At 70.8% G+C, this 26,958-nt stretch carries 21 protein-coding genes; 11 read left to right on the top strand and 10 right to left on the bottom strand.

The annotated features are described in order from the left end of the window. Positions 1 to 361 precede the first annotated feature (361 nt). The 4 genes from PV364_RS32575 to PV364_RS32560 all read left to right on the top strand — a co-directional run bounded on the left by PV364_RS32575 (position 362) and on the right by PV364_RS32560 (position 5,276). Positions 362 to 871, top strand: coding sequence for a DUF302 domain-containing protein (locus PV364_RS32575; RefSeq protein WP_319664139.1), 510 nt, complete (start codon positions 362 to 364; stop codon positions 869 to 871). A 561-nt stretch (positions 872 to 1,432) separates the two neighbouring features. Then, positions 1,433 to 1,822 carry a hypothetical protein gene (locus PV364_RS32570; protein WP_319664137.1) on the top strand — a complete coding sequence of 130 codons (390 nt, stop codon included), beginning with the start codon at positions 1,433 to 1,435 and terminating at the stop codon, positions 1,820 to 1,822. A gap of 207 nt (positions 1,823 to 2,029) precedes the next feature. Beyond that, on the top strand, positions 2,030 to 4,321 hold the full coding sequence (locus tag PV364_RS32565; protein WP_319664136.1) for a protein kinase domain-containing protein: 2,292 nt from the start codon (positions 2,030 to 2,032) through the stop codon (positions 4,319 to 4,321). Between the two features lie 82 nt (positions 4,322 to 4,403). Next, positions 4,404 to 5,276: a hypothetical protein gene (locus PV364_RS32560; protein WP_319664134.1), complete on the top strand. Its 873-nt coding sequence runs from the start codon at positions 4,404 to 4,406 to the stop codon at positions 5,274 to 5,276. A 96-nt stretch (positions 5,277 to 5,372) separates the two neighbouring features. Here PV364_RS32560 and PV364_RS32555 read toward each other — a convergent pair whose 3' ends face one another. The 3 genes from PV364_RS32555 to PV364_RS32545 form a co-directional block, all read right to left on the bottom strand. Then, on the bottom strand, positions 5,373 to 5,792 hold the full coding sequence (locus PV364_RS32555) for a CoA-binding protein (protein WP_319664133.1): 420 nt from the start codon (positions 5,790 to 5,792) through the stop codon (positions 5,373 to 5,375). 361 nt (positions 5,793 to 6,153) lie between these two features. Continuing rightward, positions 6,154 to 7,197 carry a LacI family DNA-binding transcriptional regulator gene (locus PV364_RS32550; RefSeq protein ID WP_319664132.1) on the bottom strand — a complete coding sequence of 348 codons (1,044 nt, stop codon included), beginning with the start codon at positions 7,195 to 7,197 and terminating at the stop codon, positions 6,154 to 6,156. A 277-nt stretch (positions 7,198 to 7,474) separates the two neighbouring features. Beyond that, entirely contained in the window at positions 7,475 to 8,599 is a 1,125-nt protein-coding gene (locus tag PV364_RS32545) for a Gfo/Idh/MocA family oxidoreductase (protein WP_319664149.1), read from the bottom strand. Between the two features lie 400 nt (positions 8,600 to 8,999). Here PV364_RS32545 and PV364_RS32540 point away from each other — a divergent pair, with 400 nt between their 5' ends. From PV364_RS32540 to PV364_RS32515, 6 genes are all read left to right on the top strand, one after another. Continuing rightward, the gene (locus tag PV364_RS32540) at positions 9,000 to 10,433 is read left to right on the top strand and encodes an aldehyde dehydrogenase family protein (RefSeq protein WP_319664130.1); all 1,434 of its coding nucleotides are present in this window, start codon (positions 9,000 to 9,002) and stop codon (positions 10,431 to 10,433) included. A gap of 67 nt (positions 10,434 to 10,500) precedes the next feature. Beyond that, entirely contained in the window at positions 10,501 to 11,817 is a 1,317-nt protein-coding gene (locus PV364_RS32535; RefSeq protein ID WP_319664129.1) for a sugar ABC transporter substrate-binding protein, read from the top strand. Positions 11,818 to 11,918: 101 nt separating this feature from the next. Next, positions 11,919 to 12,914 carry a sugar ABC transporter permease gene (locus PV364_RS32530; protein ID WP_319664128.1) on the top strand — a complete coding sequence of 332 codons (996 nt, stop codon included), beginning with the start codon at positions 11,919 to 11,921 and terminating at the stop codon, positions 12,912 to 12,914. Beyond that, a complete protein-coding gene (locus PV364_RS32525) occupies positions 12,911 to 13,801 on the top strand; it encodes a carbohydrate ABC transporter permease (RefSeq protein ID WP_319664127.1) in 891 nt (296 codons plus the stop codon). The genes PV364_RS32530 and PV364_RS32525 overlap by 4 nt, the downstream gene beginning before the upstream one ends. After that, positions 13,801 to 14,781 carry an aldo/keto reductase gene (locus PV364_RS32520; protein WP_319664126.1) on the top strand — a complete coding sequence of 327 codons (981 nt, stop codon included), beginning with the start codon at positions 13,801 to 13,803 and terminating at the stop codon, positions 14,779 to 14,781. Before PV364_RS32525 ends, PV364_RS32520 begins: the two co-directional genes overlap by 1 nt. Further along, entirely contained in the window at positions 14,778 to 15,422 is a 645-nt protein-coding gene (locus tag PV364_RS32515) for a ThuA domain-containing protein (RefSeq protein WP_319664125.1), read from the top strand. Before PV364_RS32520 ends, PV364_RS32515 begins: the two co-directional genes overlap by 4 nt. A 132-nt stretch (positions 15,423 to 15,554) precedes the next feature. Here PV364_RS32515 and PV364_RS32510 read toward each other — a convergent pair whose 3' ends face one another. The 7 genes from PV364_RS32510 to PV364_RS32480 all read right to left on the bottom strand — a co-directional run bounded on the left by PV364_RS32510 (position 15,555) and on the right by PV364_RS32480 (position 24,807). Continuing rightward, on the bottom strand, positions 15,555 to 18,323 hold the full coding sequence (locus PV364_RS32510; RefSeq protein WP_319664124.1) for a bifunctional YncE family protein/alkaline phosphatase family protein: 2,769 nt from the start codon (positions 18,321 to 18,323) through the stop codon (positions 15,555 to 15,557). A gap of 6 nt (positions 18,324 to 18,329) precedes the next feature. After that, positions 18,330 to 19,691 (bottom strand): ABC transporter permease, encoded by a 1,362-nt coding sequence (locus tag PV364_RS32505; protein ID WP_319664123.1) that lies wholly within the window; start codon positions 19,689 to 19,691, stop codon positions 18,330 to 18,332. After that, positions 19,688 to 20,629 carry an ABC transporter ATP-binding protein gene (locus PV364_RS32500; RefSeq protein ID WP_319664122.1) on the bottom strand — a complete coding sequence of 314 codons (942 nt, stop codon included), beginning with the start codon at positions 20,627 to 20,629 and terminating at the stop codon, positions 19,688 to 19,690. Before PV364_RS32500 ends, PV364_RS32505 begins: the two co-directional genes overlap by 4 nt. A 312-nt stretch (positions 20,630 to 20,941) precedes the next feature. Continuing rightward, positions 20,942 to 21,619 carry a response regulator transcription factor gene (locus PV364_RS32495; protein WP_319664121.1) on the bottom strand — a complete coding sequence of 226 codons (678 nt, stop codon included), beginning with the start codon at positions 21,617 to 21,619 and terminating at the stop codon, positions 20,942 to 20,944. Further along, positions 21,616 to 22,944, bottom strand: a complete 1,329-nt coding sequence (locus PV364_RS32490; RefSeq protein WP_415924634.1) for a sensor histidine kinase — start codon at positions 22,942 to 22,944, stop codon at positions 21,616 to 21,618. The genes PV364_RS32495 and PV364_RS32490 overlap by 4 nt, the downstream gene beginning before the upstream one ends. 79 nt (positions 22,945 to 23,023) lie before the next feature. Further along, positions 23,024 to 23,872, bottom strand: coding sequence for an ABC transporter permease (locus PV364_RS32485; protein ID WP_319664120.1), 849 nt, complete (start codon positions 23,870 to 23,872; stop codon positions 23,024 to 23,026). Next, positions 23,869 to 24,807 carry an ABC transporter ATP-binding protein gene (locus PV364_RS32480; RefSeq protein ID WP_319664119.1) on the bottom strand — a complete coding sequence of 313 codons (939 nt, stop codon included), beginning with the start codon at positions 24,805 to 24,807 and terminating at the stop codon, positions 23,869 to 23,871. The genes PV364_RS32485 and PV364_RS32480 overlap by 4 nt, the downstream gene beginning before the upstream one ends. A gap of 659 nt (positions 24,808 to 25,466) precedes the next feature. Between PV364_RS32480 and PV364_RS32475 the strand changes: the two genes are divergently transcribed. After that, positions 25,467 to 26,357, top strand: a complete 891-nt coding sequence (locus PV364_RS32475) for a hypothetical protein (protein WP_319664118.1) — start codon at positions 25,467 to 25,469, stop codon at positions 26,355 to 26,357. Positions 26,358 to 26,958: the final 601 nt, after the last annotated feature.

Genomic DNA, 26,958 nt, shown 5'->3' with positions numbered 1-26,958 from the left:
CACTGAGCGTAGAGAACTCCATGATCACGCAGGCCCGTGCCCGTGCCGCATCCAGACCATCTCCCAGACGCACAGCGGCCACCTATTGCCGGTCGGTCTTACACCGTTCTTTTTGCAGTCCCCACTGTTGAGGCCACCGTCAGGCTGGTGGCCGGTCCCGCGGAAAGGGGTTAGTGGTCAGCCGGCCCGGGCTGGAGAACGGTGTCGGCGGCCAGGGGGACGCTCGCTCTGACGACGGTCGAGGGAGCGGTCGCGGCGGTGCCGGCCGGGCCCGCGCGCGGACCGAGCGGACGCCGAGTTGCCGGTTCCGACCGCCCTGCCTAGGCTCGCAATACCGCCACCCCATGCGAGGGGGTTCGACTTGCCCAGCGAGAGCCACGTCGTGAAGCGCGTAGAGGTCCACACGGGTGTTCCTTACGCCGAATTCATCACCGCCCTCGAGAAGGCGGCTCCGCCTCTCGATGCGACGGTGTACGAGCTCATCGAGGAAGCCGGCGGCACCTGGGACGATGTCCGTGAAGCCATGGCGGTGAACGCACCTCATGATCTGATCCGCTACGGGCGGATCAGCGGTACCCAGGTCATGAAGCTCACGGGTGGTTCGACCAAGTCCATGGAGTACTTGATCGGGAACCACGTCATCGCCGAGCGTATGTTCCGTCACGACCCCCGGGCCCTGCTTTACGCGCCGCTGCGGATGCTGGTGTGGAGCGATGAGAACGGCGATGCCGTCTTCGCCACGCATCGCCCCAGTGACGAGTTCGGGAGTCTGGGCAACGCGGAAGTGACGGAGGTCGGCGAAGAGCTCGACCGGCACGTGATCGAACTCCTGCGCCTGTGCGGCGTGGATGCGGAGCAGGACTTCGCCTGAGGCGACCCGGCTTCCCCTTCTGGATGGCAGGCCCTGAGGGGCAGACCGGGTGGCAGGCGCAGGCCCCGGAAGAAGCGGCTGCGGCTGGTGCAGGAGCCGCATCCAGCCCGACCTCGCAGGTTGCAGCGTTTGACGGTTTCGCGGGAGCGGCCGCAATTCCACCGGGGTGGAGTCCCACGACCCGGACGTCGTCGCTCCACACCGAGGTGGTGGTGGCCAGGATCCGGTTGACGCTTCGCATCTGAGCGGCGGCCTTGCGCAGCCGCCTGCCGTGGCCGGGCTGCTGGGGCAGGGGGGAGCATGGTGGATCCATGTGGCCTCGGAGGTGCAGCCGAGTACGGCCTGCATCGTGGCGAGGGTGACCGGTCCGGCAGTGCTCAGGCCGGGATGCCGACCGGCGGGCGCCGCGGCGCCAGGTCGGGATGCTCCTTCAGCATGTCGTGGGTCGTCGCATAGAGTGCGCTCAAGAGGGAGTCCACGTCGTTCGTCACGAAACGATCTTGGGCGCCCTCGTTCTCGTCTCCGCAGGCACCCCTTGGACCACACCACCAGGAGGAACCAGTGTCATCCTCGCAACTGCTCACCCCCGAGGAGAAGCTCGCCGACGCGAAGAAGCTGTTGAGTCTCCCGCCTATCGTCGTGATCTGCGGCTCCACCCGCTTCATGACCGAGATGAACGAGGCCGATCTGCGGGAGACCGCAGCCGGAAAGATGGTCGTCAAACCGGGCTGTGACATGAAGTCGCCGCACGAACTCTGGTCCGATCCTGTCGAGGCCGAGGCGCTGAAGGTCCGACTCGACGATCTGCACCGGGCGAAGATCCGGCTCGCCGACGAGGTGCTCGTCGTCGGCGGCTACATCGGAGACAGCACCCGAGCCGAAATCGCCTACGCCCGCTCGCTGGGCAAGCCCGTGCGGTTCACGCACCCCGAAGTCGACCCCGACGCCTGACCGCCCACCCCGCACCCTCCGCAGGCATCCCTTGGAATTGGTCATAGGCAGTGCCCCAGGCCACTGCGGGCCGGCGGCGGATCCGGACGGTCCGGTCCCGCGTCAGCCGTGCCGGCCTGGTGAGACCGGGTCCCGCGCGATCGGGGGGCACGGTCTACGATCAACGCTGCCGAGGGAAGACCGCTGACAGCCGGGGGACTTGGGGCCGTGGACGACCGGGATCTGATACTCGCTGACCGCTACCGCCTCGTACGCCCGCTGGGGAGCGGCGGGATGGGGGAGGTGTGGGAGGGCCACGACGCGACTCTCCGGCGGCCGGTCGCGGTCAAGGTGATCTCGGTCCTCGCGGGCGGCGGCAGCCGGGCCGACGAGGCGCGCGCCCGGTTTCTGCGGGAGGCACGGATCACCGCGGCGCTTCAGCATCCCCACATCGTCACCGTCCACGACCTCGGTGAGGCGCCGACCGGGCAGGGCACGACGCCGTTCCTGGTGATGGAACTGCTCCGGGGCGAGGGACTGGACGCCGTCGTCCGGCGCGGACCTGTCGCCGAGGAGGACGTGGCGCACTGGGGGGCGCAGGTGTGCGACGCGCTGGGGGAGGCGCATGCCGCCGGCATCCTGCACCGCGACATCAAGCCGGCGAACCTGTTCGTCGCGGCCTCCGGTCGCAGCCTGAAGGTGCTCGACTTCGGGATCGCCCGCGCCGCCGACGCCTCGGCCACCGGTGACCGGCTGACACACACCGGATTCGTGGTGGGCACGGCCGCGTACATGGCACCGGAGCAGGCACGCGGGCGCCCCGAGCAGCGCAGCGACCTGTACTCCCTCGGGTGCGTGCTGTTCGAACTGCTCACCGGTCGACTGCCGTTCGACGCTCCGGACTCCCTCGGGTACGTCACGGCGCACCTGCACGATCCGGCCCCCGCCCCGAGCAGCATCGCCCCCGGCGTCTCCGCACCGTGGGACCGCCTGGTCGGTCGGCTGCTGGCCAAGGACCCGCGCGAGCGGTACGCATCGGCCGCTGTGCTCGCCGGGGAACTGCGCCGCGTCGGTGCCGCGCGGCAGGCCGTCCCCGCGACTCGTCGTCACACCCCCACCGTCGCCGACAGCGGGGCGTCCGCGGCGAGTTCGCCGCCTTCGGCTGCCTCCCTGCCCGGCGATCCCGCGGCGGTGGCCACCGTGCGGGCGCCCGCCGAGCCACCGGCCGGATCGGGCGTGAGCCGGCGCAGCCTGCTCCGCAGCGGTGCGGGCGCCGCCGCGGGCGTGGTCGCCGCAGGTGCGGCGGCGGTGTACTTGTTCGGCGACCCCACGAGGGACCCGGTCGCCTGGTCGCAGAGCATCGCCGATGTCGACGTCTACAACTCCGACGGTCCGGACGTCGTCGTTGCCGACGGCCGGTGCCATGTAGGAGCCGGTCACTACTACAAGAAGACCGCCGCGCTCCACACCTTCGACCTTGCTACGGGAAAGCCTCTGTGGAAGTTGTCCCTCGACGCGGCCTGGGCCCGGGAAGCACGCTTCACGGTCGTCGGCGGCACGGTGCTCGCCCTGACCGAGGACCCCGCTGACAAAGGCGGACTCGTGCAGGCCTTCGACGCGGCAACCGGCGAGCGCCGGTGGGGGAGGTCCGTCTCCTACGGCGCCATGGGATTGGACGTGCACCGGCCCAGCGGCCTGCTGATCATCGAAAGGGACGGGTACGTCACGGGAATCGATCCGCGCACCGGCGACGAGCGATGGGCGGCCGATGTGAGCTCCCCCTATGGCGCCACGTCGCTCCTGGCCGGCGACCTCATCGTCTGCGGCGACGGAACCGCGCTGCTCGGCAGGACGGGCAAGAAACTGTGGACGCGCTCGGGCTTCGAACCGCTGGGCGACTCGGCGCAGTCCCTGGGTGAGGGCCTGCTCTGCTACGAGGCCGGCAAGGCGGTCCCCGTCGACCTCGTCTGCCGCAAGGCGGACACGGGTGAGGTGATGTGGCGGAGTCCGTTCCAGACGACCGAACCCGACGCCTTCGTCGTCGGGGCCCTGCAACCGCTCGACGAGCTGGTGTCGGGCACCACGGTGTTCCTTCCGCTGGCCGCGGGGTCCCGCCGGAAACCGACCGCACTGGACGGACTCACCGGCGAGCAGGCGTGGACGTACGGCAGCACGTACGAGGAGGTCGGCCTGGAGGCGCGGGCGACAACGAGCGTGGCGGGCGGGTTCGTCCTGTCCACGGGATCGGGACTGGTGTGCCTGGCCGCCGACGACGGCAGGCAACGGTGGCACGCCGATACCCGGTGGGTGCAGGCCGCCGGTACGTACGCCCTGCTCTCCCGGAAGGAGCAGGCACGCGTGTTCCGGCACTGGACCAGCGTGCGGATCGTCGGAGCGGAGAACGGCCGCACGCTCTGGACAGGCGAGTTCGACGGCACGGCGGTGAGCGAGCCCGGCGCGAGCGGCGACTCGGTCGTCGTTCTCGACGCCGGCGGCACGGTGTGGGCGATACACGTGTGACCTCGGGGTGGGGTGCCCCCGTCTCGCATCCGCGGCCGCGGGGTGTCCACGGCATGCCCGAGGCGGCACTAGTATCGCGGCCATGCCACGTCCCGAGGAGAGCGGCGGCACCGAGGGGGCGATCTCCGCGCCCTGGCGGGCCACTGTGCTGAACCACGAACAAGCGATCGGCCACCCGCCGTACGAGCGCGCCCGTTCAGAAGGCGAGCCGCTCGCGCGGCGGGACGATTTGCGCGTCCATGGCGCGGTCGGGGAGATCAGCTGCGCCGACGCCTCGGGCCGCACCCGCTGGACGCACCGCTTCTCAGGCCGTCCCAACGCCGCCCACATCTCGGGCGGGCGGGTCCTGGTCACCACGGACTCCCTCGAATACACCCCCTGGGGGCTCCTCGGGCCGGCCCTGCTGCTCGACCTCGCGGACGGTACCCTCATCGCCGAACTGCGCGGGGAGCGCGGCGCGGCACTCCGCGGCGGTCGCTTCCTGCTCGGCCTGGAGGGTTACTCGTTCTTCGACACCTGGGAGCACGACCGCGACGGCGACATGGTGGATTCCTGGCGCAGCTACGGCCACTACGTCGTCGGCACCGGCGTCCGTGTCGTCGAGGCCGACCGCGCCCACCCGACCCGCAGCCGGGTCGTCCGGTTGCTGCCCGGCGGCGTCATCGAACGCGGCCCGCACCTCACCGACCCCCAGGCCCCTCGGCCCCTGGTCCTGGACGACGGCACCATGCTGGTCCTCGACGGCGGTGTCCTGCGCGCGGTCGACCGCCGGCTGAACGGCACGGTGCTCGCCGAACTGCTGCCCGCCGCCCCCGGCCGGCCCCCGGGCCGCATCGGAGCGCTGCGCCGCGACGGCGACCACATCACCGCGGTCATCGCCGAGCCCCACCCGGACAGGAGTCCCACGCAGCACACCGTCCACACGTGGACCATCGCGCTCCACCCGCGCGCCTGATACCGGCTCACCGGACCGGCGACGCATGCGCTGCCCCGGCCGCTCCGGAACGCGGCGCCACCCGTGGACGCCGGGCGCGACGCGGGCGAGGGGGCGTCAGCCCAAGCCCAGCCGCGATATCTCCCGTCCGGGGGAGCGGTCCATGACCATGAGGAGACCTGCCTCGCGCGTCCTGTCGTAGGCGGCCTCGTCGACGACGTCCAATTGGAACCAGACCGCCTTCGCGCCGATGGCCACCGCCTCGTCCGCGATACTCCCGGCGAGGGCGGAGTTGACGAACACGTCCACCACATCCACCGGGAAGGGGATCTCCCCGAGCGAGGCGTAACCCCGCTCGCCGTGCACGGTCTCGGCCCTTGGATGGACGGGGACGATCCTCTTGCCGATGCGCCGCAGCTTCTCGGCCACTCGGTAGGCGGCTCGTTCGGGGTTGTCGGACAGTCCCACCACGGCCCAGATGTCGCCCGAGACGGTGAGGATCTGCCGCATGGTGGTGTCGTCGCCGTAAGTCGTCATGCCTGGCTCCGCCCTTGAGGAGGTGAGTTCAGCACCGGTTGCCGCCGACTTGCGGGGTCATGGGGAGCTTCAGCCGGCCGCATGACAGACCTTAGCCAGTCTCGGATACTGTATGCAATACCGCCCGGACGATCCGGCACTCGGCGTCGTCCGGGAGGAACCCCGGGGACACGGGTGAAGCCGCCCTGTCTAGCGCGCGGTTGACGCGGCGCGCCACCCGCAGGCGTTCTCCGACGCCGGAAGCGACGCGGACGCCCTCCGCATGCGGCGAAGGGCCCCGCCGCGCGTCACGCCCGGCCCTGCGCCAGGCATCACCTCCCCCGCCGCGCGGTCCCGGCACCCGGCCGTACGGAACCGCCGCTCAGCCGCGCTGCCGCGGGGGCTTCGTGCTCGCCCGCAGGATCACCCGGCCGGCCACCCGGGTGACCGACTGCTCCCGGGCATCCGGGGCCAGGGCCATCTCGATCGCGCGCCGGCCCATCTCGTGCAGCGGCAGCCCGACGGTGGACAGACCGGGGTCGTGGTCACGCAGCGTCGGAATGTCGTCGAAGCCGGCGACCAGGACGTCGCGCGGGGTCCGCAGACCGGCGGCACGGAAGGCGGCCATCGCGCCCAGCGCCATCACGTCGTTGACCGCGAAGACGCAGGCCCCCCATCGGCGTTCCGGGCGGATCGAGGCGATGACCTGTTGCGCCGCCTCGTAACCCCCGTCCCTGGTGAACTCGCCCGGCACCACCGCCAGCGGTTTGCGGCCCGCACGACGCAGCTCCCGGACGAAGCCGTTGGTGCGTTCGACGGCCGTCGCGAGCTTCTGCGGGCCGGCCAGCACGACGAAGTCCCTGGATCCCTGTTCCACGAGGGCCTTGGCCAGTGCCGCCGCCCCGGCGCGGTTCTCGGGAGCGATGGTGTGCGTGCCGGGCAGCGGCTGGCCGATGACGGCGACCTTCCCGCCCAGGCCCCGGTAGCGTTCGAGCAGGTCCGTCAGCCGCTGCTGGTCGCGCCGGCCGTCGTCGGTGTGCAGCCGCGACCCGACCAGGATGATGGCGTCGGTGCGGTGGCTGAGGAACGCCTCGACCACCCGGTTCTCCTGCTCCGTGCTGCGCAACGTGGTCGCGAGCAGTACCTGGCGGTCGCGCTGCGCGGCCTCGACCTGCACTCCCGAGGCGATGGTCGAGAAGTACGGGTCGGCGATGTCGTGGACGACCAGCCCGACCAGGCCCGTCTGGGCACCCGCCAGGGCCCGTGCCTGGGCGTTGGAGACGTAGCCGAGCTCCTCCGCCGCCTGGCGGACCGCCTCGACGACCGCCGGGGAGGGCCGGCGGCTGGAGCCGTTGAGCACCCGGGAGGCCGTCGCCTGGGAGACGCCCGCGCGGATGGCTACGTCGGTGAGGGTCACCCCTGCCACGCGTTCACCTTTTCATGTCGGTTGTCGCAGTCGTCCGTCGAGGTGGCGCCCCGACCGTCCGTGTCCTGCCGCTACTGGTCGGTGCTCCGGGTCTTCCGGGACGCGGTCGTCCACCGGCCGACGCCGGCGAGGGCTGTGTGGCCGTCACCCATCATGCCCTGCGACAGCAGGGCGCCGGTCCGGGCGATCCGGTGCGTGGGGTCGGGAGCCCGCCACGTGGGCCGGCCGGCCGCCGGCCGCCTCCCGCGCGGTGTCCCAGCAGAAGCCCGGTCCGTGGTCACAGGGTGACCTCCGGGACCTGCATCCGGCGGCCCTCGTCGGACGAGCGCAGGGCCAGTTCCGCGAGCTGCACGCCCCGCGCCGCGGAGAGCAGGTCGTGGCGGTGCGGGCGGCCGGCCGCCACGTCGCGCAGGAACTCTTCCCACTGCACCTTGAACCCGTTGTCCTGTTCGGCGTTGGCCGGCACGTCGAGCCACTGGTCGCGGAACGGTTCGGTGACCGGGAGGTCCGGGTTCCACACCGGCCTGGGGGTGTGCGAGCGATGCTGGGCCACGCACCCGCGCAGACCCGCCACGGCCGAACCGTGGGTGCCGTCGACCTGGAACTCGACGAGCTCGTCGCGGTGCACACGCACCGCCCACGACGAGTTGATCTGCGCGATGACGCCGCCGTCGATCTCGAAGATGCCGTACACCGCGTCGTCGGCGGTGGCCTGGTACTCCCTGCCCTGCTCGTCCCAGCGGACCGGGATGTGCGTGGCGGTCCTGGCGGTGACCGCCCGGACGGGCCCCAGCAGGTTCTCCAGGACGTAGCTCCAGTGGCAGTACATGTCGACGGTCACGCCGCCGCCGTCCTGGCTGCGGTAGTTCCACGAGGGGCGCTGGGGGACCTGCACGTCGCCCTCGAAGACCCAGTACCCGAACTCGCCGCGCAACGAAAGGACGCGCCCGAAGAAGCCCTCGTCGATCAGCCGGCGCAATTTGAGCAGGCCGGGCAGGTAGAGCTTGTCGTGCACCACGCCGGCCACGAGGCCGGAGTCCCGGGCCAGCGCGGCCAGTTCGACCGCCTCGTCGAGCGTCGGGGCGACGGGTTTCTCCACGAAGACGTGCTTGCCCGCCGCGATCGCGGCGCGCAGGGCCGCCGGGCGGGCCGTGGTCACCTGTGCGTCGAAGTAGACGTCGACGGAGGGGTCCTTGAGCACCTCCGTCAGGTCGGTGCTCCATCGCCGCACCATGTGGCGCCGGGCGATCTCGCGCAGCCGCCTCTCGTCGCGTCCGACGAGGACCGGCTCCACCTGCAGGCGCCTGCCGTCGGGCAGCATGACGCCGCCCTGCTCCCGGATCTCGAGAATGGAGCGGGTGAGGTGCTGCCGATAACCCATGCGGCCCGTCACGCCGTTCATGGCGATGTGCAGAGTGTCCGAGGCGGATGTCGATGCCACTGTGCCTCCGCGAGGGTTGGAATGCGTATTCCCACCGTAGGTTTCCGGTGTTTCGGCAGTCAAGGGAGCCCGCTCCGGACCGGCCGGCATCGCCCCCGTCGAGGGCTATCGGCGATGCTCCAGGGGTGCGGTCGGGCGGGAGCCGAGCGCGCGCTCCCCCGACCGACCTCGCCCAGCGCACCAAGAAGGCGGCTTTCATGACGCCTTGTTCCATTCGTTCCCCACCGGTTCGGCGGATCCCGATCCGGCCCTTGACACTGGCCGAAGAGGGCTCCTACTTTCGCCGGAAAGCGCATTCCCGACCCGCGAACACAACGCAACACCGGACCCACGAACGCAACATACGTACAGGGGTGCTCCGATGAGTCATGCGCAGACCGCGGCGGTGGACTACACCGCCGAGGTGTTCATCGACGGCCGGTTCGAACCTCCCGCGTCCGACTGGCTGCCCGTCCTCGACAAGGGGTCCGGAGCGGCGTTCGGCCGCTACGGGAACGCGTCCCCGGCGCAGGTCGACCGTGCGGTCGCCGCGGCCGGGCGGGCCCAGCCCGCCTGGGCGGACATCGACGCCAACACCCGGTGCGCCGTGCTCCGGGCCTTCGCCGCCGAGCTGGGCCGCCGCCACGACGAGCTGATCGAGCTCATCATCCGGGAGACGGGCGCCATGGCCGAGAAGGCCGAGGAGGAGCTGGAGCAGTCCGTCAACCAGCTGCTCAACTCCGCCACCCAGCTCACCGAGAACGCCGGCGCGATCCTTCCCCCGTACAAGGGCGGCAAGATCTCCCTGTCGCGCGCGGTGCCGCTGGGCGTCATCGGCCTGATCGTCCCGTGGAACTATCCGATGAGCCTGGCGATGCGGGCTCTGGCACCAGGGCTGGCCTACGGGAACGCGGTCGTGCTCAAGCCCGCCGAGCTCACCCCGATCGCCGGCGGCCAGGTGCTCGCCGAGGCGGCCCGCGCCGCCGGGATACCGGAGGGCGTGTTCGCCGTGCTGCCGGGGGACGGGCCGGGCACCGGCAGTGCGCTCTACCGGCACCCCGGGCTGGACCTCATCCACTTCACCGGATCGTTCGACGTCGGCCGTGAGATCACGGACTTCGCCGTCCGGGCCGGCAAGCCGGTCGTGACCGAACTCGGCGGGGACAACGCCTTCGTCGTCCTCGACGACGCGGACATCGACCAGGCGGCGAGTTGCGCGGTCTGGTCGTCGCTGTGGTACCAGGGGCAGACGTGCATCAGCGCCGGGCGGCACCTGGTGCACCGGGAGGTGGCCGACGCCTTCACCGAAGCCGTCGTGGAGCGGGTGCGCAAACTCCGCGTCGGCGACCCGCTGCGCGACGAGGTCGACCTCGGCCCGGTGATCAGCGCCGTCCAGCGGGCCCGTTTCCACGACGGCCTCGTCGAGCCGTCCATCGCGGCAGGGGCGAAGGTCGCCGTGGGCGGCACCTACGACGGGCAGTTCTACCAGCCGACCGTGCTGACCGACGTCACACCGCAGATGCCCGTCTTCTGCGAGGAGACCTTCGGCCCCGTCATGCCCATCACCGTGGTGGACTCCGAGGCCGAGGCCCTGGAGCTCGTCAACCGCCACCGGACCCTGATGAACTCGGTCTTCACCGGCGACCCGCTGCGCGGCCTCGCCTTCGCCGAACGGGTCACCTGCAACGAGGTGCACGTCAACGACGGCTACGCCCGTCACGGTGGCGAAGGACAGCTCGCCGCGTTCACCCGCCGGCAGTGGGTCGGCCTGCAGACGGCTCCGGTGTCCTATCCGGCCTGGGCCCAGGGGAGTTGACCCCGATCCGGGGCACCCCGGCAGCAGGACACCGGGCCCGGCAACCACACCGTCAAAGGAGAACGAAGTGCTCGGGGGCTATCTCAAGAGAGCGGCAATCCTCGGCCTGGTCGCCACCACGGCCGTGACCACCCTGGCGGCCTGCGGCTCGTCGAAGGACTCGTCCGGCGGGAAGAGCAAAGGGCCCGTCACGTTGACCTACGTCAACTGGGACGGCGGCATGCAGGACGTGGTCGACGAGTGGAACCGGCTGAACCCGGACGTGCAGGTGAAACTCAGCAAGCCGTCCGGCACGGGCTACACCCTGTACAACAAGCTGATCACGAACAACCGGGCCGGCACGAACCCGGACATCACCGAGGTCGAGTACCAGGCGCTGCCCGCCCTGATCGCGAACAAGGTGGTGGTGCCGATCGACGACTACGTCGGCGACCTGTCGGGCGACTTCGACAAGGCATCCCTCGCCCAGGTCCAGTTCGACGGCAAGACCTACGGCGTTCCCCAGAACATCTGCCCGATGATCTTCTTTTACCGCAAGGACGTCTTCGACCGGCTCGGCCTCAAGGCGCCGACCACGTGGGACGAGTACGCGGCCGCCGCCGAGACCATCCACCAGCACAACCCCAAGCAGTTCATCGGCAACTTCACCGCTGCCGACGCGGGCTGGTTCGCGGGCCTAGCCCAGCAGGCGGGGGCCGACTGGTGGACGGCCTCGGGCAGCAAGTGGACGGTCGCCATCGACGACGCGCCCACCAGGAAGGTCGCCGACTACTGGGGCGGTCTGGTCCAGAAGGGACTGGTCAGCCCGGAGCCGAACTGGTCCCCGCAGTGGAACACCGACATGAACAACGGCACCCTGGTCGGCTGGGTCAGCGCGCAGTGGGCGCCCAACCAGTTGCCCGGAATCGCCAAGGACACCGCGGGCAAGTGGGTCGCGGCCCCGCTGCCCGCCTGGACCCCGGGTGACCGGACCGTCGGCATCTGGGGCGGTGAGACCGAGGCGGTGACCGCCAACTCCAAGCACCCCGCGGAGGCCGCGAAGTTCGTCAAGTGGATGAACTCCTCGGCCGGCGGCGCGAAGATCCTCATCGAGAAGGTCGCCGCGTTCCCCGCCTCGAAGGCGAACCAGCAGCTGGACGCCCTCAAGACGCCGCCGACGTTCATGTCCAACCAGCCGGACTACAACACACTGATGGCCCAGCAGGCGGGCAACGCGCGGACGTTCCAGATCTGGGGCCCGAACGCCAACGTCACCTTCGACAGCTACTCCAACGCCTTCGCCGCCGCGCTGCAGAACAAGACGCCGCTGTCCGCGGCGCTCCCCCAGATCCAGCGGGCGACGGTCGACGACATGAAGCAACGCGGCTTCGACGTCACCGGCTGACCCGGCCACCGTCCGCCCGCGCACCCACTCGCCTCCGCGCACCCACCGGGCCGCACCCACCCACCCGCACCCATCCACCGACACGAGGGGAAGAAGGGCTCATGAGTGCCATCGAGGAGCAGGCGGGGCCACGCCCCGGGCCCGGCACACCGCCCCCGGGCGCGGGTCCCCGCCGGTTCCCCGGTGGCCTCGTCCCGACGTCGCGGTCCCGGCCCGGGCGGCGACGGCGCACGTTCCTGCCGCAGTTCCTGCTCGCCCCCGCGGTGCTGCTGTTCCTGCTGTTCACCGTCGCCCCCGGTGCCTACGCCCTCTGGCTCAGCTTCCTCAAGCCGCAGATCGGCGGGGGCCTGCTCGGCAACGAGGACCCGAAGGACGTCTTCGCCGGCTTGGAGAACTACCGGGCCACCCTCGCGGACTCCGAGTTCTGGCACAGCATCCTGCGGATGCTGCTGGTCGCGGGCATCGGCGTGCCCGCCACGATCTTCTTCGCCACCCTGTTCGCCCTCTGCCTCGACGCGAAGCGGGCGCGGCTGGTCGGCGTCGCGCGACTGGCCATCTTCCTGCCGTACGCCGTCCCGGGTGTCATCGCCTCGCTGCTGTGGGGCTTCATGTACCTGCCGGCGACCAGCCCGATCGGCGGTGACCACATCGACTACTTCGGTTCCGGGCAGGTGTTCTTCTCGGTCGCCAACGTGGCGGTGTGGGGCGTGCTCGGCTTCAACATGGTGGTGCTCTACACCACGCTGCGCTCCCTGCCGCGCGAACTGTTCGAAGCCGCCGAGATCGACGGAGCGAGCGAGCTGCAGATCGCGCTGCGCATCAAACTGCCGCTGCTCGCGCCGACCATGACCCTGGTGACGGTGTTCTCCCTGATCGGCGCGCTGCAGCTGTTCAACGAACCGACCACCCTGAAACCCGTCGCGAACGCGATCAGCTCGACCTGGGTGCCTCTGATGCGCGTCTACACCGACGCCTTCGTCAACAACGACATCCACCGGGGAGCGGCCACCTCGTTCCTGCTCATCGTCATGACCGTCACGGCCACCGCGGTCGCCAACCTGATCCTGCGCAGGATCTCCCGAAGGAGTGAGCGATGACCGCCGTCATCACCGGGCCCGCCTCGGCGGCCGCGCGCCGGCGGACGCCCTCCGGCCGCGTCAATCTAATGCCCACGATCATCCTGGCCCTCGGCGCCCTGTACTGCGTGCTGCCCGTGCTGTGGATCGTGATCGCGTCCACCAAGACCAACGACGAGCTGTTCTCCACGGCGCCGTTCACCCCCTCGTTCCACGGCGGCTTCGTCTCCAACATCGAGGCGCTGTTCACGTACAACGACGGCATCTTCGCGCGCTGGGCGCTCAACTCCGTGATCTACGCCTTCGGCGGCGCCGCGCTGTCGACGATCATCTGCGGCTGCGCCGGGTACGCCCTGGGCAAGTACCGCTTCCGCGGCAGCGTCTGGACGTTCCGGATCATCGTGGCCGCGGTGCTGCTTCCGCAGATCATGCTGGCCATCCCGCAGTTCCTGATGCTGGCGAAGGTCGGGCTGACCAACAACTACGCTGCGGTCATCCTCCCGCAGCTGGTCAGTCCGTTCGCCATCTACCTGTGCAAGATCTATTCGGAGGCCTCGGTCAGCGACGACATCCTGGAGGCGGCCCGCGTGGACGGGGGATCGGAGTGGCGCATCTTCCGGTCCATCGGCACCCGTCTCATGGCCCCGGCCCTCGTGACCGTGTTCCTCCTGCAGTTCATCGCCATCTGGAACAACTTCCTGCTGCCCTTCGTCATGCTCAACACCGACCGCCTCTACCCGCTGACCGAGGGGCTGTACGGACTGCTGATCATCACCGGCGGCCAGGCCGCGCAGTACTCCATCGTCGTCATCGGCGTACTGTTGTCGATCATTCCGCTGGCCCTGCTGTTCCTCTCGTTGCAGCGCTACTGGCGGGTCGACCTGCTGTCCGGGGGAGTGAAGGCCTGATGCGGCACGGTGCCGGCCGGCGACCGGTGGTGGCGGCGCTGCCCCGGCTGGGCTTCGGGGCGGCGGCCATCGCGCAGCCGCCCGTTCCGGCCGGTCAGGCCATGGACTGCCTGGCCGCGGCGTGGGACAGCGGCTTCCGCTACTACGACACGGCGCCGATGTACGGCGACGGGCGCTCGGAACTGCTTCTGGGATGGATGCTGCGGGGACGGCCGCGGGACTCGTACGTGCTGAGCACCAAGGTCGGCCGGCTGGTGCGGCCCGGGCACCCGGACACCGCGCGCACCGGGGCGGGGTGGATCTACGACTTCAGCCACGACGGGGTCCTCACCTCCCTCGACGAGAGTCTGCGGCGGCTGGGCGTCGACCGGGTGGACATGGTCTTCATCCACGATCCCGACCACCACTGGGAACAGGCCCTGGACGGCGCGTGGCCCGCCCTCGCGCGGCTGCGGGACGAGGGGGTGATCGGCGCGGTGGGGGTCGGCATGGTCCAGGCACCCATGCTGGCCCGGTTCATCCGGGAGACCGACATCGACGTGGTGCTGGCGGCCGGCGTCTACACCCTGCTGGACTCGCAGGCCCGCCTCGAACTGCTGCCCGAGGCCGAGCGCCGGGGGGTCACGGTCATCGCGGCCCAGGCCATGCACGGCGGGCTGATCGAGGGAGTGGCCCAGCCGCAGTTCCGCTACCGGCCGGTGACCGAGGAGATCCGGCACACGGTGGCGCGGATCGCGCGGATCTGCCGCGCGTACGGGGTGCCGAGCGCAGCCGCCGCTCTCCAGTTCCCGCTGGGACACCCGGCGGTGGGCTGTGTTCTCACCGGCCCCGCCTCGCAGGGCCAACTGCGTGAGAACCTCGACTGGGCGACCACCGAGATCCCGCCGGGACTGTGGGGGCGGCTGCGCGAGGAAGGCCTGGTGCCCCCGGACGTCCCCGTTCCCGCCCTGCCCGCGCCACACCCCTGGAGCATCCCGTGAGCCGCATCGTCATCCTCTCCGGCGTGACCGAGGTCGACGACCCCTGGCACGACTTCACGGCGACATCGCAGGCCATCGCGGACTGCCTGGAGGACGCCGGCTGGACCTGCACGGTGGAGAGCACCGGCCGGTGCGACCGCGCGGGCCTGACCGACGCCGACCTCTTGATCGTCAACAGCGGGCTGGCGTCGCCGCCCGGACCGGGGACCGAACCCTCGGCGGCCCTCCTCGACCACCTGGCCTCCGACCGCCCGGTTCTGGGCGTCCACGCCGCGGCGAACACCTTCGGGGCGGTGCCGGCGTGGGCGCGGCGCCTCGGGGTGCGCTGGGCGGAGGGTGTGTCGATGCATCCGCCCATCGGCCGGCAGCGGCTCACCCCGGCGGCCGGGACCGTGCTCGCCGGCCTCGACGAGGTCACGGTGCACGACGAGCTCTACAGCCACCTGGAGCTGCTGCGGCCGGCGGACGTACTCCTGGCGCACCCCCTCGACGGCCGCGACCACCCGCTGGTGCTCGCCCGGTCGGAGGGCCGGCAGCGGACCGTCTACGACGCGCTCGGGCACGGCGTCGAGTCGTACGCGTCCGCCACCCGCCGCGAACTGCTGCGCCGCGAGGTGCGCTGGCTGCTCGACGAGGGCTGAGTCGCGCGGAACGCCGTGCCGCCCTGCGGCCGGCACGGCGCCAGGGACGTCATGACCGGCCGCGGCGAACGGTTCTCAGGCTCTGGCGTGACGCCGGAGAACCGTTCGCGGGGCGGGAATCGGAGACGTGCGTCAGTCGTCGGTCTCCGCCGACGGGATGTAGGCGCCGGGCACGTCGCCCGGAGCGAAAATCTTGTCCTCACCGGGGTACGGCTTCGTCCACGCGTGCGTCTGGTACCACGTGAAGTGGTTCATCTGCGCGGGATTGGCGAAGTCCGGCTTGGCGTTCGGCCCGGTGAGCCGCTGCTTGGACTGCCAGGCCTCCCACTGAGCGGCGACCGCCCGCTCGGCCGCGGGAACCTTCTCCGACGGCACGGGCGCCGCGTGGGGGTTCTGCGGCGCCGGAGTGTCCAGACCGCAGGCGGGCGGCGTCTTCAGGCCGTCGGTCAGCGCGATCCGGTTGGGCAGTGCGGTGAACGGTGTGTAGTCCGCCTTCTTTGTGAACGCCTTGGACATGGGAGTGGCGGCGCTGTCCTTCTGGTTCATCGGGTGGATCCCGAGGATCTGCTCGATGGTCCGGATCAGCGTGATCTGCGAGTAGTAGTGGCTGTCGACAGCGCCGTGCTCCGCCCAGGGGCTGATGATCTGGACCGGGGCACGGTGGCCGTCGACGTGGTCGAGCCCGGCCTGGGAGTCGTCCTCGACCACGAAGATCGCGGAGTCCTTCCAGTACGCGCTGTGCGAGATCTCGTCGACCATGCGGCCGACGGCGAGGTCGTTGTCCGCGACCTGGGCGGCGGGGCCGGCGGGCCCGCCGGTGTGGTCGCTGGAGAGCCAGAACATGTTCAGGTTCGCCGGACCGTTCTGCTCGAAGTCACGCTTCCAGATCTCGGCACGGTAGACGTCCGGGACGCTGGTGTCGAACTTCGCGAAGCCGGGGACCGAGACGCTGTTGAGCGACGGGATCGGGGAGGACGACGTCAGGTTGTAGGCCGTGTCCTGCCCGGTGGCCTGCATGTTCTTGGTGTCGCAGTACAGGTTCTGCCAGCTCGCGCCCGAGGGCTTGGCCAGGAACTGGTGGAACTCGCCGAAGTCCCGCACGGTCTGGCCCGCGGCCTGCGCGCCGGTCCACAGGAAGCCGGTCCGCTGGTGGCCGAGAGCGTCGTCCTCGGTGTCGTAGCTGCGGGCGTACTCACCGGCCGAGGACTCGGTGTACTCCGGGTTGTCGGCCTGCATCAGCCAGTTGTGACCCTCGGCGGAGTTCGTGCCGATGTCGTAGGTGTTGTCGTACAGGCCGAACTGGCGGGCCAGCGCGTGCTGGTTCGGCGTCACGTTCTCGCCGAACTCGGCCAGGGACGCGTCGCCGTTGCCCTGCGGGATGTCGCCGAAGAGCTGGTCGTAGGTGCGGTTCTCCTTGACGATCAGGAAGACGTGCTTGATCGTCGAGGGGTCGCCGAGCTTCTCCGGGACCGGAACGGGCTTCGGGCCCTTGCCCTTGGCCTTGGCCTTTGCCAGTTTGACCGAGTCCTTCGTCCAGCCGTTCTGCTGGAAGACCTTCGCCGTCTCGGACTTGATGACGTGGTCGCTCGGGAGCGTGAACCGCTGCACGCTCGAGGTGGTGTCGTGGGTGCCGTGCCCGGTGCTGTTGGTGGGGCGGCGGGCGTCGATGCCGCGGGTGTTGGAGACGACCACCTGGTTGCCGACGGTGGCGATCTCGGAGGGGAAGTAGTCCGTCGGGAGCAGACCGACGTAACTGACGGGCTCCTGCGGGGACGTGTACCGGTAGACGGCGACCGCGTCGGCACGGCCCAGCGTCACCAGCAGGTGGCCGTCGTCGGTGAGCGTCACCGCGTTGGGCTCGTAGCCCACGGACGCCTCGGGCCACGGCTGGGTGGCGATGGTCTGGACGACCTTGTTCTTGCGGGTGTCGATGACCGACACGTCGTTGGTGGCGGTGTCCGTGACGAACAGCGCCCCGTTCCTGGCGTACAGCGCGGTCGGGTGCAGACCGACGTCGATGCTCCCGACGGCGGCGGCCGGGTTCGCCAGGTCGATGACGCTGACCGTGCCCGTGGTGGTGGCACCGGTCACGGGGTCGGCCGGCACCTGGGTTCCGTACGAGTTGATGGTGGTCTCGCCGGGCCTCGCCGGCCGCCCGCCCTCGTTGCTGACGTAGAGCTTGCCGCCGACCTGGACCATGCCGCGCGGGGCGTTGCCGACGGCCCAGCTCTGCTCGACGGTGCCGGTCGCCGTGTCGATGGCGACGACGCGGTTCTGTCCGTTGACCGCGGCGTACACGGTGGAGCCGTCGGCGGAGAAGACGGGCTGGGCCACCAGTGCGTGCTTCGACCCGTCCGCGGGGATCTTGATGGACACCGGGTCGGCGAGGCTGCCGTCGGGATTCACCGTGAACTTGGTGTAGCCGTCGGTCTGGCCCAGCCACAGCTGCGAACCGTCGGGCGAGTACGTGGGGCCTTCCTGGCCCACGTCGTTGCCGCTGATGCGCAGGTCCGCCGTCGCGGAGTTGCCGACGAGCTGCTGAACCTTCCAGTTCTTCAGGTCCACGACGGCCAGCGCCATGCCGCCGTCGGTGATCGAGGCCGCGAGGTGGCTGCCGTCCGGGCTGACCGAGGACGACATGATCTTGCCATTGTCGATGACGAGCCGCTCGCCATAGGGGTCGATGTACTGGTCGCTGGAGACGACCTGCCCGCGATGGGTGCTCTGGCCCACCTGGTCGTGGCCGAACTGGGTGGTCTGGGCGAATCCGATGCCCGTTCCGGTCGCGAGGACGACAGCGGTCGCGGCTGCCAGCGTCAGGCTCCTGCGGCTGCCCAAGTGGCGGCCGAGGAGGCCGGAGCCGGCCCTGCCGGCCGGCGTGCGACGACGTGTGACCTGCATGTTGAGTTATCCCTTCGAGGTGGGGAGCAGTTCGGCGTTGCCGTCGAACTGCCAGAGCGGGTTCGGTGCGTCCCCATCGCGAGTCCGCACCAGGAAGTAGCCGTTCACTTCCTTCGGCCCGTCGCCGTCGGCGACGAACCGCCCGTCCGGGGTGATGTCGAGCTGGTAGACGGCCGACCCCGTGGCGGCCACACCGGGCAGGTGCCAGGAGACGACGCAACGCCAGTCGTTCCCGGCCCCCTCGGCGTTGTCGCTGACACCGGCCTTGGTGCAGGCCGCCGTGGCCTTCAGCTGGTCTTCGGTGACAGCGGGGCGGTTGAGCTGGTCGGTCTGCATGCGGTAGAGGTGGGCGAACGCGGTGGCGACCGAGCGCTGCACCTTGTCCTGCTCGATACCGGAACCCGTGGCCGAGGTCGTTGCCGCGACGATCGCGACCGTCGCGACCGCCAGCCCCACCAGCGGCAGGACTCCGGCGACGACCACGCGACGCGACGAGCCGTCGTCGGACAGGTTGGTGAAGTCGCGCCGCAGGAAGAGCACATACGCCAGCACCGTCGCGGTCACGGCCCACACCAGGCTGACCGCGATGCCGATCAGCAGCGGCGCGAGCTGCACGGGGCTGGTGAACAGACCGTTCCAGGCGATGAAGGCGTACCCGGGCAGAGCGACGCGTACGGCGACGGGCAGCGGCATCATCTGGGCGACCTGCATCACGAGCGCGACGAGCGCGGGCAGCAGCAGCCCCATGGGAGAGCGCCCCAGCGCGATGGATCCCAGCAGGCCGATGCCGGCCAGGGCCAGGGTGGGGGCGAGTGCGCAGAGCCAGGCGAGCAGCACCTGCACGGCGGCGTCGGACGGCGCCAGGAGGTGCCCGTCGAGGCCGACCAGCGGCCGGTTGCCTACCGCGGCGAGCCCCCCGACGGTGCTGGAGCAGGCCAGCCCGGCCACGAGCAGCACGAGGACGGTGAGACTGGCGAGGGTCTTCGCCGCGAAGATCCGCCGAGGCGACCGGACCGCGACGAGCAGGTGCCGCCAGGTGCCGAGCCGGTCCTCGGAGGCGAACACGTCGCCGGCGACCACCGAGGTCACGAGCGGAAGCGCCCACGTCCCCGCGAATCCGAGCATCACCAGTGGCCCGGCCCACCCCGTCGCGAGCATCCAGCGCCCGAAGAGCGTGTCGACGGGAAGCGTGCTCTGCCGGCTCACGGCCGCGACGAAGAGCGCCGGCGCGATCCAGCAGGCCAGGACGAGCAAGCGGATCCGCCATTGCGAGACCAGCTTGACCAGTTCGAAACGGTAGACACGCGCGACCGGGGCGCGCGAAGCGCTGCCGACGGCGGTGTCGGCGACTATGGCGGTCGCGGTCATCGGCCGGCCTCCGGCTGTTCGGTGAGGGCGAGGAACGCCGCCTCGAGCGGCGACACCACCGGTGCGAGCTCGCGCACCGCGATACCCGCGCGCACGAGTCCCGCCACCAGTTCATCGAGGGCGGCCACCAGCGTGCGCACGACGAGCACGTCCTCGTCGTGCCGGGCCCCGGCGTCGCCGACGACGTGGATCCCGGCTGCGCCGGCGGCCAGTCGACGGGCGGCGCGCGGGTCGGAGGTCCGCAGCCGGTAGTCGAGTTCGCGGTTCTCGGCCGCCAGCTTGCCCAGCGGGCCGGAGAAGACGACCCGTCCGGTGGCGAGGATGGTGACCTCCGAGCACAGCGCCTCGAGATCCTCCATGTGGTGGCTCGAGATCACCACCGCGGCTCCCTCGTTCGCGAGCCGGGTGATGACGCCGTACACGTGCTTCTTGCCCGCCGGGTCCAGGCCGTTGGAGGGTTCGTCGAGCACGAGCAACCGGGGCTTGGTGAGCAGCGCCGCGGCGAGCCCGAGCCGCTGCCGCATGCCGAGCGAGAACCCGCGCGCCCGGTCGTCGGCGACGTCCGTGAGCCCGACCTGGTCGAGCGCTTCGTCGATCCCCGCCGCGCGCGCGTCCTGGCCGCGGAGTGCGGCGAGCGTGGCAAGGTTCTGCCTGGCGGTGAGCGACGGGTAGAGGCCGGGTCCGTCCACGAAACCGGAGACACCGTCAGGAGCGGCGAGCGTGCGCCCGATCGGAGTGCCCAGGATCTCGAGGCCGCCGCTGTCGGCGACCGCCAGCCCGAGAAGGAGGCCGAGCAGCGTCGTCTTGCCGGCGCCATTGGGCCCGACCAGACCGTGCACCTGTCCCCGCGTCACATCCAGATACATGGCGTCGAGTGCGACAACGTCTCCGAATCGTTTGGTGATCCCGCGGGCACGGACTGCGAGGAGTGTGTCCATGAGTCCCTTCTTCCTCAACGCTCAAGGACCTTAGGGAGGCGCACGGCCTCGGCAGAGACGGCGGATTGAACGTCGGGGGAACGGATCGTCAAGGCATCGGCAAGTCGGAGTGCACGAATGCGCCGCGATCCGTTCAGACCAGTCAGACGTGGACAGGCCCGGGGGCTCCGGCGGCGGCGGCCTGACCGCAACCGCCGGCTACCCGGCGAAGTCCCCTCGGGACGCCGCCGGGCAGTGTGGTGAGCGCGTGGGGCCGTACCACCCCCGCCGCAGTCAGGAACGGGCCCCGGGAGCGCGGGAACCCGCGAGGGGTCAGCCGGGCGGATGGGGCCGGGTGAGTCCCAGGTCGTAGGCGAGGATGACGGCCTGGACGCGGTCTCGGGCGCCGACCTTCGCCAGTACCCGGCCGACATGTGTCTTCACGGTCGATTCCGACAGGACCAGGCGTTCGGCGATCTCGCCGTTCGTCCATCCCCGGCCGATGGCGACCAGGATCTCCCGTTCGCGTCCGGTCAGGGCCGTCAACCGGGGGTCGTCGGCCGCGGTGGCGCCGGGCGGGAGAGCCGGGAGATGGTGGGCGTAGGCGTCGAGGAGGCGCCGGGTCACGGCCGGGGCGACCACCGCGTCGCCTTCCGCCACCGCGCGGATGCCGGCCAGCAGTTCCTCTGGGTGGGCGTCCTTGAGCAGGAACCCGCTGGCTCCCGCGCGCAGTGCGGCATGGGCGTACTCGTCGAGGTCGAAGGTGGTCAGGACGAGGACGCGTGAGCGCCCTCCCGTGCCGACGATCCGGCGTGTGGCCTCGATGCCGTCCATGCCGGGCATCCGGATGTCCATCAGCACGACGTCAGGCCGCAACTCCGCGGTCAGGCGGACGGCTTCGGTGCCGTGACCGGCTTCCCCGACCACGTCGGTGCCGGGTCGGCTTTCCAGCAGCATCCGGAAGCCGTAGCGCTGCAGGGGCTGGTCGTCCACGATCAGAACGGTGGTCATGCCACGCCGCCCGCGGCGTCGAGCTGGTCGGGGGCGAGCTCGAGGTCCGCCGTCACCGTCCAGCCACCGCCGGGTCGGGGGCCCGCCGTGACGGTTCCGCCGTACAGCGCGGCGCGCTCCTTCATGCCCGCGAGCCCATGTCCCGGCTCTCCCGGAGGCGAGTGCCCGGCTCCGCCCGGCGGCCCGCTGTCGTCGACGCGGACCCGCAGCCGGGTGGCGTCAGCAGTCACCTTGACGTGCGCCCTGGTGTGAGGGCCGGCGTGCTTGAGGGCGTTGGTGAGTGCTTCCTGCACGATGCGGTACGCCATGAGCTGCACTCCGCGGTCCAGGTCCTCCAGTTCGCCGCCCGCCGTGTAGACGACGTGTGGTCCGGCCGCGCGGATCCGCGCGCACAGCCCGTCGATGTCGGCGACGCCCGGCTGCGGGTTCAGCTCCGGGCCTTCCTCGGTCGTCCGGTCGCGCAGGACGCCCAGCATGCGCCGCAGCTCGCCCAGTGCCTGTCGGCCCGTGTCACCGATCAGCACCAGGGCTTCCCGCCCGCGCTCCGGGGAGGCCCCGACGGCGTACGCGCCGCCGTCGGCCAGCGTGACGATGACGGAGAGGTTGTGCCCGACGATGTCGTGCATCTCGCGGGCCACCCGGGTGCGTTCGGTCGCCGCGGCGAGCCGGCTGCGCTGGTCCCGCTCGATCTCCAGGCGGGCCGCGCGCTCACGCAGACCCGCCAGCTGGGCCCGGCGGATCCGCACGGCGATGCCGACCGCGACCGCCGCGGTCGCGGCACTGAACAGGAAGAACGAGGAGTCCCAGACGGACACCGCGGCGGACAGCCGTACCGCGACCAGCGCCAGGGCCGCTGCCATGGCCGCACAGGCCCACGCCAGCTGCCGCAGCCGACCGTGCAGCGCCAGGCTGTACAGGGCGACCAGCAGGGCGACGTCCGCCCGCAGTGCCGCGCCGAGAGCCCACTGCAGCACGAAGACCGTCATGACCACGGCGAAAGCGGTCGCCGGGCGCCTGCGCCGCCACAGCAGGGGCAGCACCAGACCCGCCTGCAGGAGCAGCGTCGCGGGCAGCGGCAGCCGGGTGAAGGCGATCCGGTGCTCCCGCAGGCCATCGTCGTCGTGGACCAGATCCGGGACGCAGAACACCAGCAGGACGAGGGCCACCACCACGGTGTCCAGGACCCACGGGTGATCGCGGTCCGCCTGCCGCACGCGCTGGCTCGCCCTGGACCAGCGCACGAACACCGGGTGCCCGGACAACGGATCGTCCACTGTGGCCGGTGGCAGGTCCGGGTCGAAGGAGGCGGTGCCTTGCTGGCTCACGGATCTCACCTGTCCATCGTGGGCGGGAAAAGCCGTCCGCGGCACCCGGCGCCGGCCGGGTGCCGCGGACGAGCATGCCTCATGCGTCGCTGCGCACCAGCCGGACTGCGGCTCCGGTCAGGGCGGCTGCGGTCCACAGCACGAAGACGATCAACCCGGCCACGGGCGACAGCGTCGTCGCGTCGTGATGCAGGGCGAACATGGCCTGGCCGGCGTTGCTGGGCAGACAGGGGCTGATGTTGTCCTGCCAGGCGGTGGGAAGCAGCGAGATCAGGCCGGGGATCAGCATCAGCGAGGCCACCAGCACCGAGATGCCACCCGCCACCGACCGCAGCAGCGCACCCAGGGCGACGCCGATCACGCCGACGAGGCCGAGGTAGAGACCGGCCCCCAGCAGACCGCGCACGACACCCGCGTCGGACAGCGTCATCGCCGCCCGGGTCTGCGCGACGATGCCGCTGTCGGCGAGAAAGGTCACGAAGACGCCGGCGGTGCTCAAGGCCAGCGCGATCACGCCGAACACCGCGGCCTTGGACCACAGCACCGGCAGGCGCCGCGGAACGGCGGCCAGAGTCGAGCGGATCATGCCGGTGGAGTACTCACCCGCGGCGACCAGCACCCCGAGGACGCCGAGTGCCAACTGGGCGAAGTTGGTGCCGAAAAGCGACAGGCTGAGTGCGGTGGCATCCGCGAAGTCGCGGTCCATGGGCCGGCCCGAGGAGATCCTGGCCTTGAACTGGAACGCGGCGATCAGACCGAACGCGACCAGGAACAGCAGGCCCAGCCCGAGGGTGATCCAGCTGGAGCGCAGTGACCACAGCTTGGCCCACTCCGAGCGCAGCACTCGTGTTCCCGTCACCTTGTAGGCGGGTCGCGCGACAGACGCGGCGACAGGCGTGGATTCCTGGCTCGGCGCGATGGTGTTCACAGCACACTCCCGGGGGCTTCGAATCCGGTGACGGACCCGTGGTACTCCACGGCGTCCTTGGTCAGGTCCATGAATGCCTCTTCGAGGGAGACCGTTCGCGGGGCCAGTTCGAACAGCGCGATGCCGTGCTCGGCGGCCTTGAGACCGATCGCGCGTGCCGACAGTCCCGTGACGACAAGCTCCTCGGAGCCGGCCCGGCCGGTGATCTCCACACCCGCCCCGGCCAGCACCTCGCGCAGCCGCGCCGGGTCGGCCGTGGCCACCTTCACCACGTCGCCGCCTGCCTGGCGGACCAGAGCCTGCACCGTGGTGTCGGCCAGCAGGCGCCCGCGCCCCACGATGATCAGGTGGTCCGCGACGAGCGCGACCTCGCTCATCAGGTGCGAGGACACGAAGACGGTCCGGCCCTCGGCGGCCAGCCCCGTCAGAAGGTTGCGGATCCACAGGACGCCTTCCGGGTCCAGGCCGTTGACCGGTTCGTCCAGCATCACGGTGGCAGGGTCGCCGAGTAGGGCGGCCGCGATGCCCAGGCGTTGTCCCATGCCCAGGGAGAACGAGCCCGCGCGTTTCTTCGCGACGGACTGCAGGCCGGTCAGCTCGATGACCTCCTCCACCCGGCTGCGCGGGATGCCGTGGGTGTGGGCCTGGGCCATCAGATGGTTGAACGCCGACCGGCCCGGGTGGATCGACTTGGCCTCCAGCAGGGCACCGACCTCCTGGAGCGGTGCGGCGTGTCCGGCGTAGCGGTGGCCGTTGACCCGTACCGATCCGCTGGTGGGCGCGTCCAGCCCGACGACCATCCGCATCGTGGTCGACTTGCCCGCCCCGTTCGGCCCCAGGAACCCGGTGACGGTGCCCGGCCGGACCGTGAAGTCGAGTCGGTCGACCGCGGTCTTCTCCCCGTACCGCTTCGTCAGCTGGTGTGCCTCGATCATCGGTGGCCCCTGGGTCGTCGTGGGCCGGACTGTCCCGACCGCCTCACCTGCAACGCTAGATTCCACCGCGGCGAGATCCGTGGTACCCGGGACCGATCATCGACGATGCCGTAGTACCCCGGTACCACTCCCTGCGCGCGCCCGGTCACGGCTGACCTGCCGCGACCCCACCGCGGGCCGGCGGGTGGCCGCGGGCTTCTCCGCGTGGTGGGTCGTGCGCGCATCACCCGGTCGGCGGCGGCTTTCTGCGGCAGCCCGTGAGCGGAGACAGGCACGGGAAAGGGGACCACGCGGAACCGCGTGGAGAACTTCGTTCTCCGGCGCGCCCCGCCGTCGTCCGGCTCCTTCCCGACCCTAGACTGGGGGGCGTCTACTCATTTGTAGACGAATGTGCACGAGGTGCCGTCCGTCACTCCGCTTCTCCGGTGAGGCCACCGTCCATGCCCTGCGCGACGCCTGCAGCAGTCGGCCTCGTGCGCGCGGACCGCCGGTCGCCCGCCGGCGCGTCGTGTGCGGAGCACGGCCTGGCAGCGCCCTCAATGCCCTGCGGGCCGTGCCCGCGTACAGGAGGCCGGCGTGAACGGTGAGGACCGCGCCCCGCCCCGGGCCCCCTGCGTGACAGTCGATCACTCATGCATGACGGCCCTGGAGGGACGGAGATGGACAAACCGCAGACCTCTGCCGCGGCACCCGCGGCCGGCATCGGCGAGACGGTCGGCGCATCCGCGGTCAAGAAGCTGCCGGAGGTCGCCCTGGCCTTCTGGATCATGAAGATCGCGGCGACGACGCTCGGGGAGACGGCAGGCGACCTCTTCGCCCAGACCCTCGAGATCGGCTACTTCCTCACCACCGTCGCCCTGTTCTCGATCTTCTTGGTCACCCTTGCCGTTCAGCTCCGGTCGTGGCGCTACAACCCCTTCGTCTACTGGACGGTCATCCTCTCCACCAGCATGGCGGGCACCACCATGTCCGACTTCATGAACCGCGATGCCGGCGCCGAGTACCTCTCCCACGGCTCCACATCACTGGGCTGGGGACCCCAGGGACTGGGACTGGGCTACCCCACCGGTGCGGGCATCCTCGCCTCCCTTCTGATCGCGATCTTCGCCGCCTGGCGGCTGACCCGGCTGCCGTTCACCCTCCGGGACATCCACACTTTCCGCGCGGAAGCCCTGTTCTGGACGGCCATCCTCGTCTCCAACACCCTGGGCACCTCGATGGGCGACTTCCTGTCCGACAGCTCCGGCCTCGGCTACGCCGGAGGCGCACTGCTCATCACCGGGCTGCTCGCCTGCCTGCTCGCTCTTGTGTACGTCCCGGCCGTGCCGAACGTGCTGCTGTTCTGGATCGCGTTCGTGCTCACTCGCCCCCTGGGCGCCACCGCCGGCGACTTCCTGACCAAGCCCACCGCCAAGGGCGGCCTCGACCTGGGCACCGCGGGCTCGTCCGCGGTGCTCCTGGCGGTCCTGCTCGGGTTCATGGGGCACGCGTATCTTCACGAGCGGCGAAGCGCCGGGACACCGAACGGGCGGCCTGCTCGTGCGGCGTAGCGACCCGCCCGGCCCGTGCCCGGCCGGCCTGGTGGTGTGGTGCGGCAGTTCCGGTGGAGCGGGCTCGTACGGTGCTGCGTCAGTGTCCCAGCAGCTCGGCGGCCCGTTCGGCGATGGCGCAGACGGCGGCGTCGGTGTTCGCCCGGGACTTGTCCGGGCGATCATGTTCTTGAGACGGAACGAGCAAGACGTCGCCCAGGTCTTGGCACCTCCGGCGCCACCAGGGCCAAGCGCGTGGCGCGCAGGGGTCGGGCAGGGTTCTCTCCAGGAACCCGGCGTCGGCTTTCTTGATGATCGACGCGATTTCTCGGGCCGCTCGTCTGTGAGAGCCCCTACGGCCCGCTCAATCAGGAGGCGGTCGTCCCAGAGGTCGCAGCCCTGCAAGTGCGGTCGCGGCACATAGAGCGGTCGGCGCGGACGGCGCGCGAAGACCTGCCAGCGGTTGACGGCGTCTTCGAGGTCCCGGACATGAAGTTTGCACCGGGCCGATCATGCGACGGCTCGGTGTCCGGGTCGTTGATGTGGGCGTGGGGCGGGCCCGGACGGCGATCGCCCTTACCAGGTCGCAGTCTTCGGGTGGCGGCCCGGTCAAGCTCGGCAT

This window comes from Streptomyces sp. MI02-7b, from assembly GCF_033793585.1.
GTDB lineage: Bacteria > Actinomycetota > Actinomycetes > Streptomycetales > Streptomycetaceae > Actinacidiphila.
This window is presented reverse-complemented; position numbering and strand designations above follow the sequence as displayed.

Excerpts from the sequence above, each read along its gene's own strand:
- PV364_RS32560 (WP_319664134.1), top strand. The coding sequence starts at position 4,404 with ATGCCACGTCCCGAGGAGAGCGGCGGCACCGAGGGGGCGATCTCCGCG.
- PV364_RS32555 (WP_319664133.1), bottom strand. The coding sequence starts at position 5,792 with ATGACGACTTACGGCGACGACACCACCATGCGGCAGATCCTCACCGTC.
- PV364_RS32545 (WP_319664149.1), bottom strand. The coding sequence starts at position 8,599 with ATGAACGGCGTGACGGGCCGCATGGGTTATCGGCAGCACCTCACCCGC.
- PV364_RS32540 (WP_319664130.1), top strand. The coding sequence starts at position 9,000 with ATGAGTCATGCGCAGACCGCGGCGGTGGACTACACCGCCGAGGTGTTC.
- PV364_RS32530 (WP_319664128.1), top strand. The coding sequence starts at position 11,919 with ATGAGTGCCATCGAGGAGCAGGCGGGGCCACGCCCCGGGCCCGGCACA.
- PV364_RS32525 (WP_319664127.1), top strand. The coding sequence starts at position 12,911 with ATGACCGCCGTCATCACCGGGCCCGCCTCGGCGGCCGCGCGCCGGCGG.
- PV364_RS32520 (WP_319664126.1), top strand. The coding sequence starts at position 13,801 with ATGCGGCACGGTGCCGGCCGGCGACCGGTGGTGGCGGCGCTGCCCCGG.
- PV364_RS32510 (WP_319664124.1), bottom strand. The coding sequence starts at position 18,323 with ATGCAGGTCACACGTCGTCGCACGCCGGCCGGCAGGGCCGGCTCCGGC.
- PV364_RS32505 (WP_319664123.1), bottom strand. The coding sequence starts at position 19,691 with ATGACCGCGACCGCCATAGTCGCCGACACCGCCGTCGGCAGCGCTTCG.
- PV364_RS32500 (WP_319664122.1), bottom strand. The coding sequence starts at position 20,629 with ATGGACACACTCCTCGCAGTCCGTGCCCGCGGGATCACCAAACGATTC.
- PV364_RS32495 (WP_319664121.1), bottom strand. The coding sequence starts at position 21,619 with ATGACCACCGTTCTGATCGTGGACGACCAGCCCCTGCAGCGCTACGGC.
- PV364_RS32480 (WP_319664119.1), bottom strand. The coding sequence starts at position 24,807 with ATGATCGAGGCACACCAGCTGACGAAGCGGTACGGGGAGAAGACCGCG.
- PV364_RS32475 (WP_319664118.1), top strand. The coding sequence starts at position 25,467 with ATGGACAAACCGCAGACCTCTGCCGCGGCACCCGCGGCCGGCATCGGC.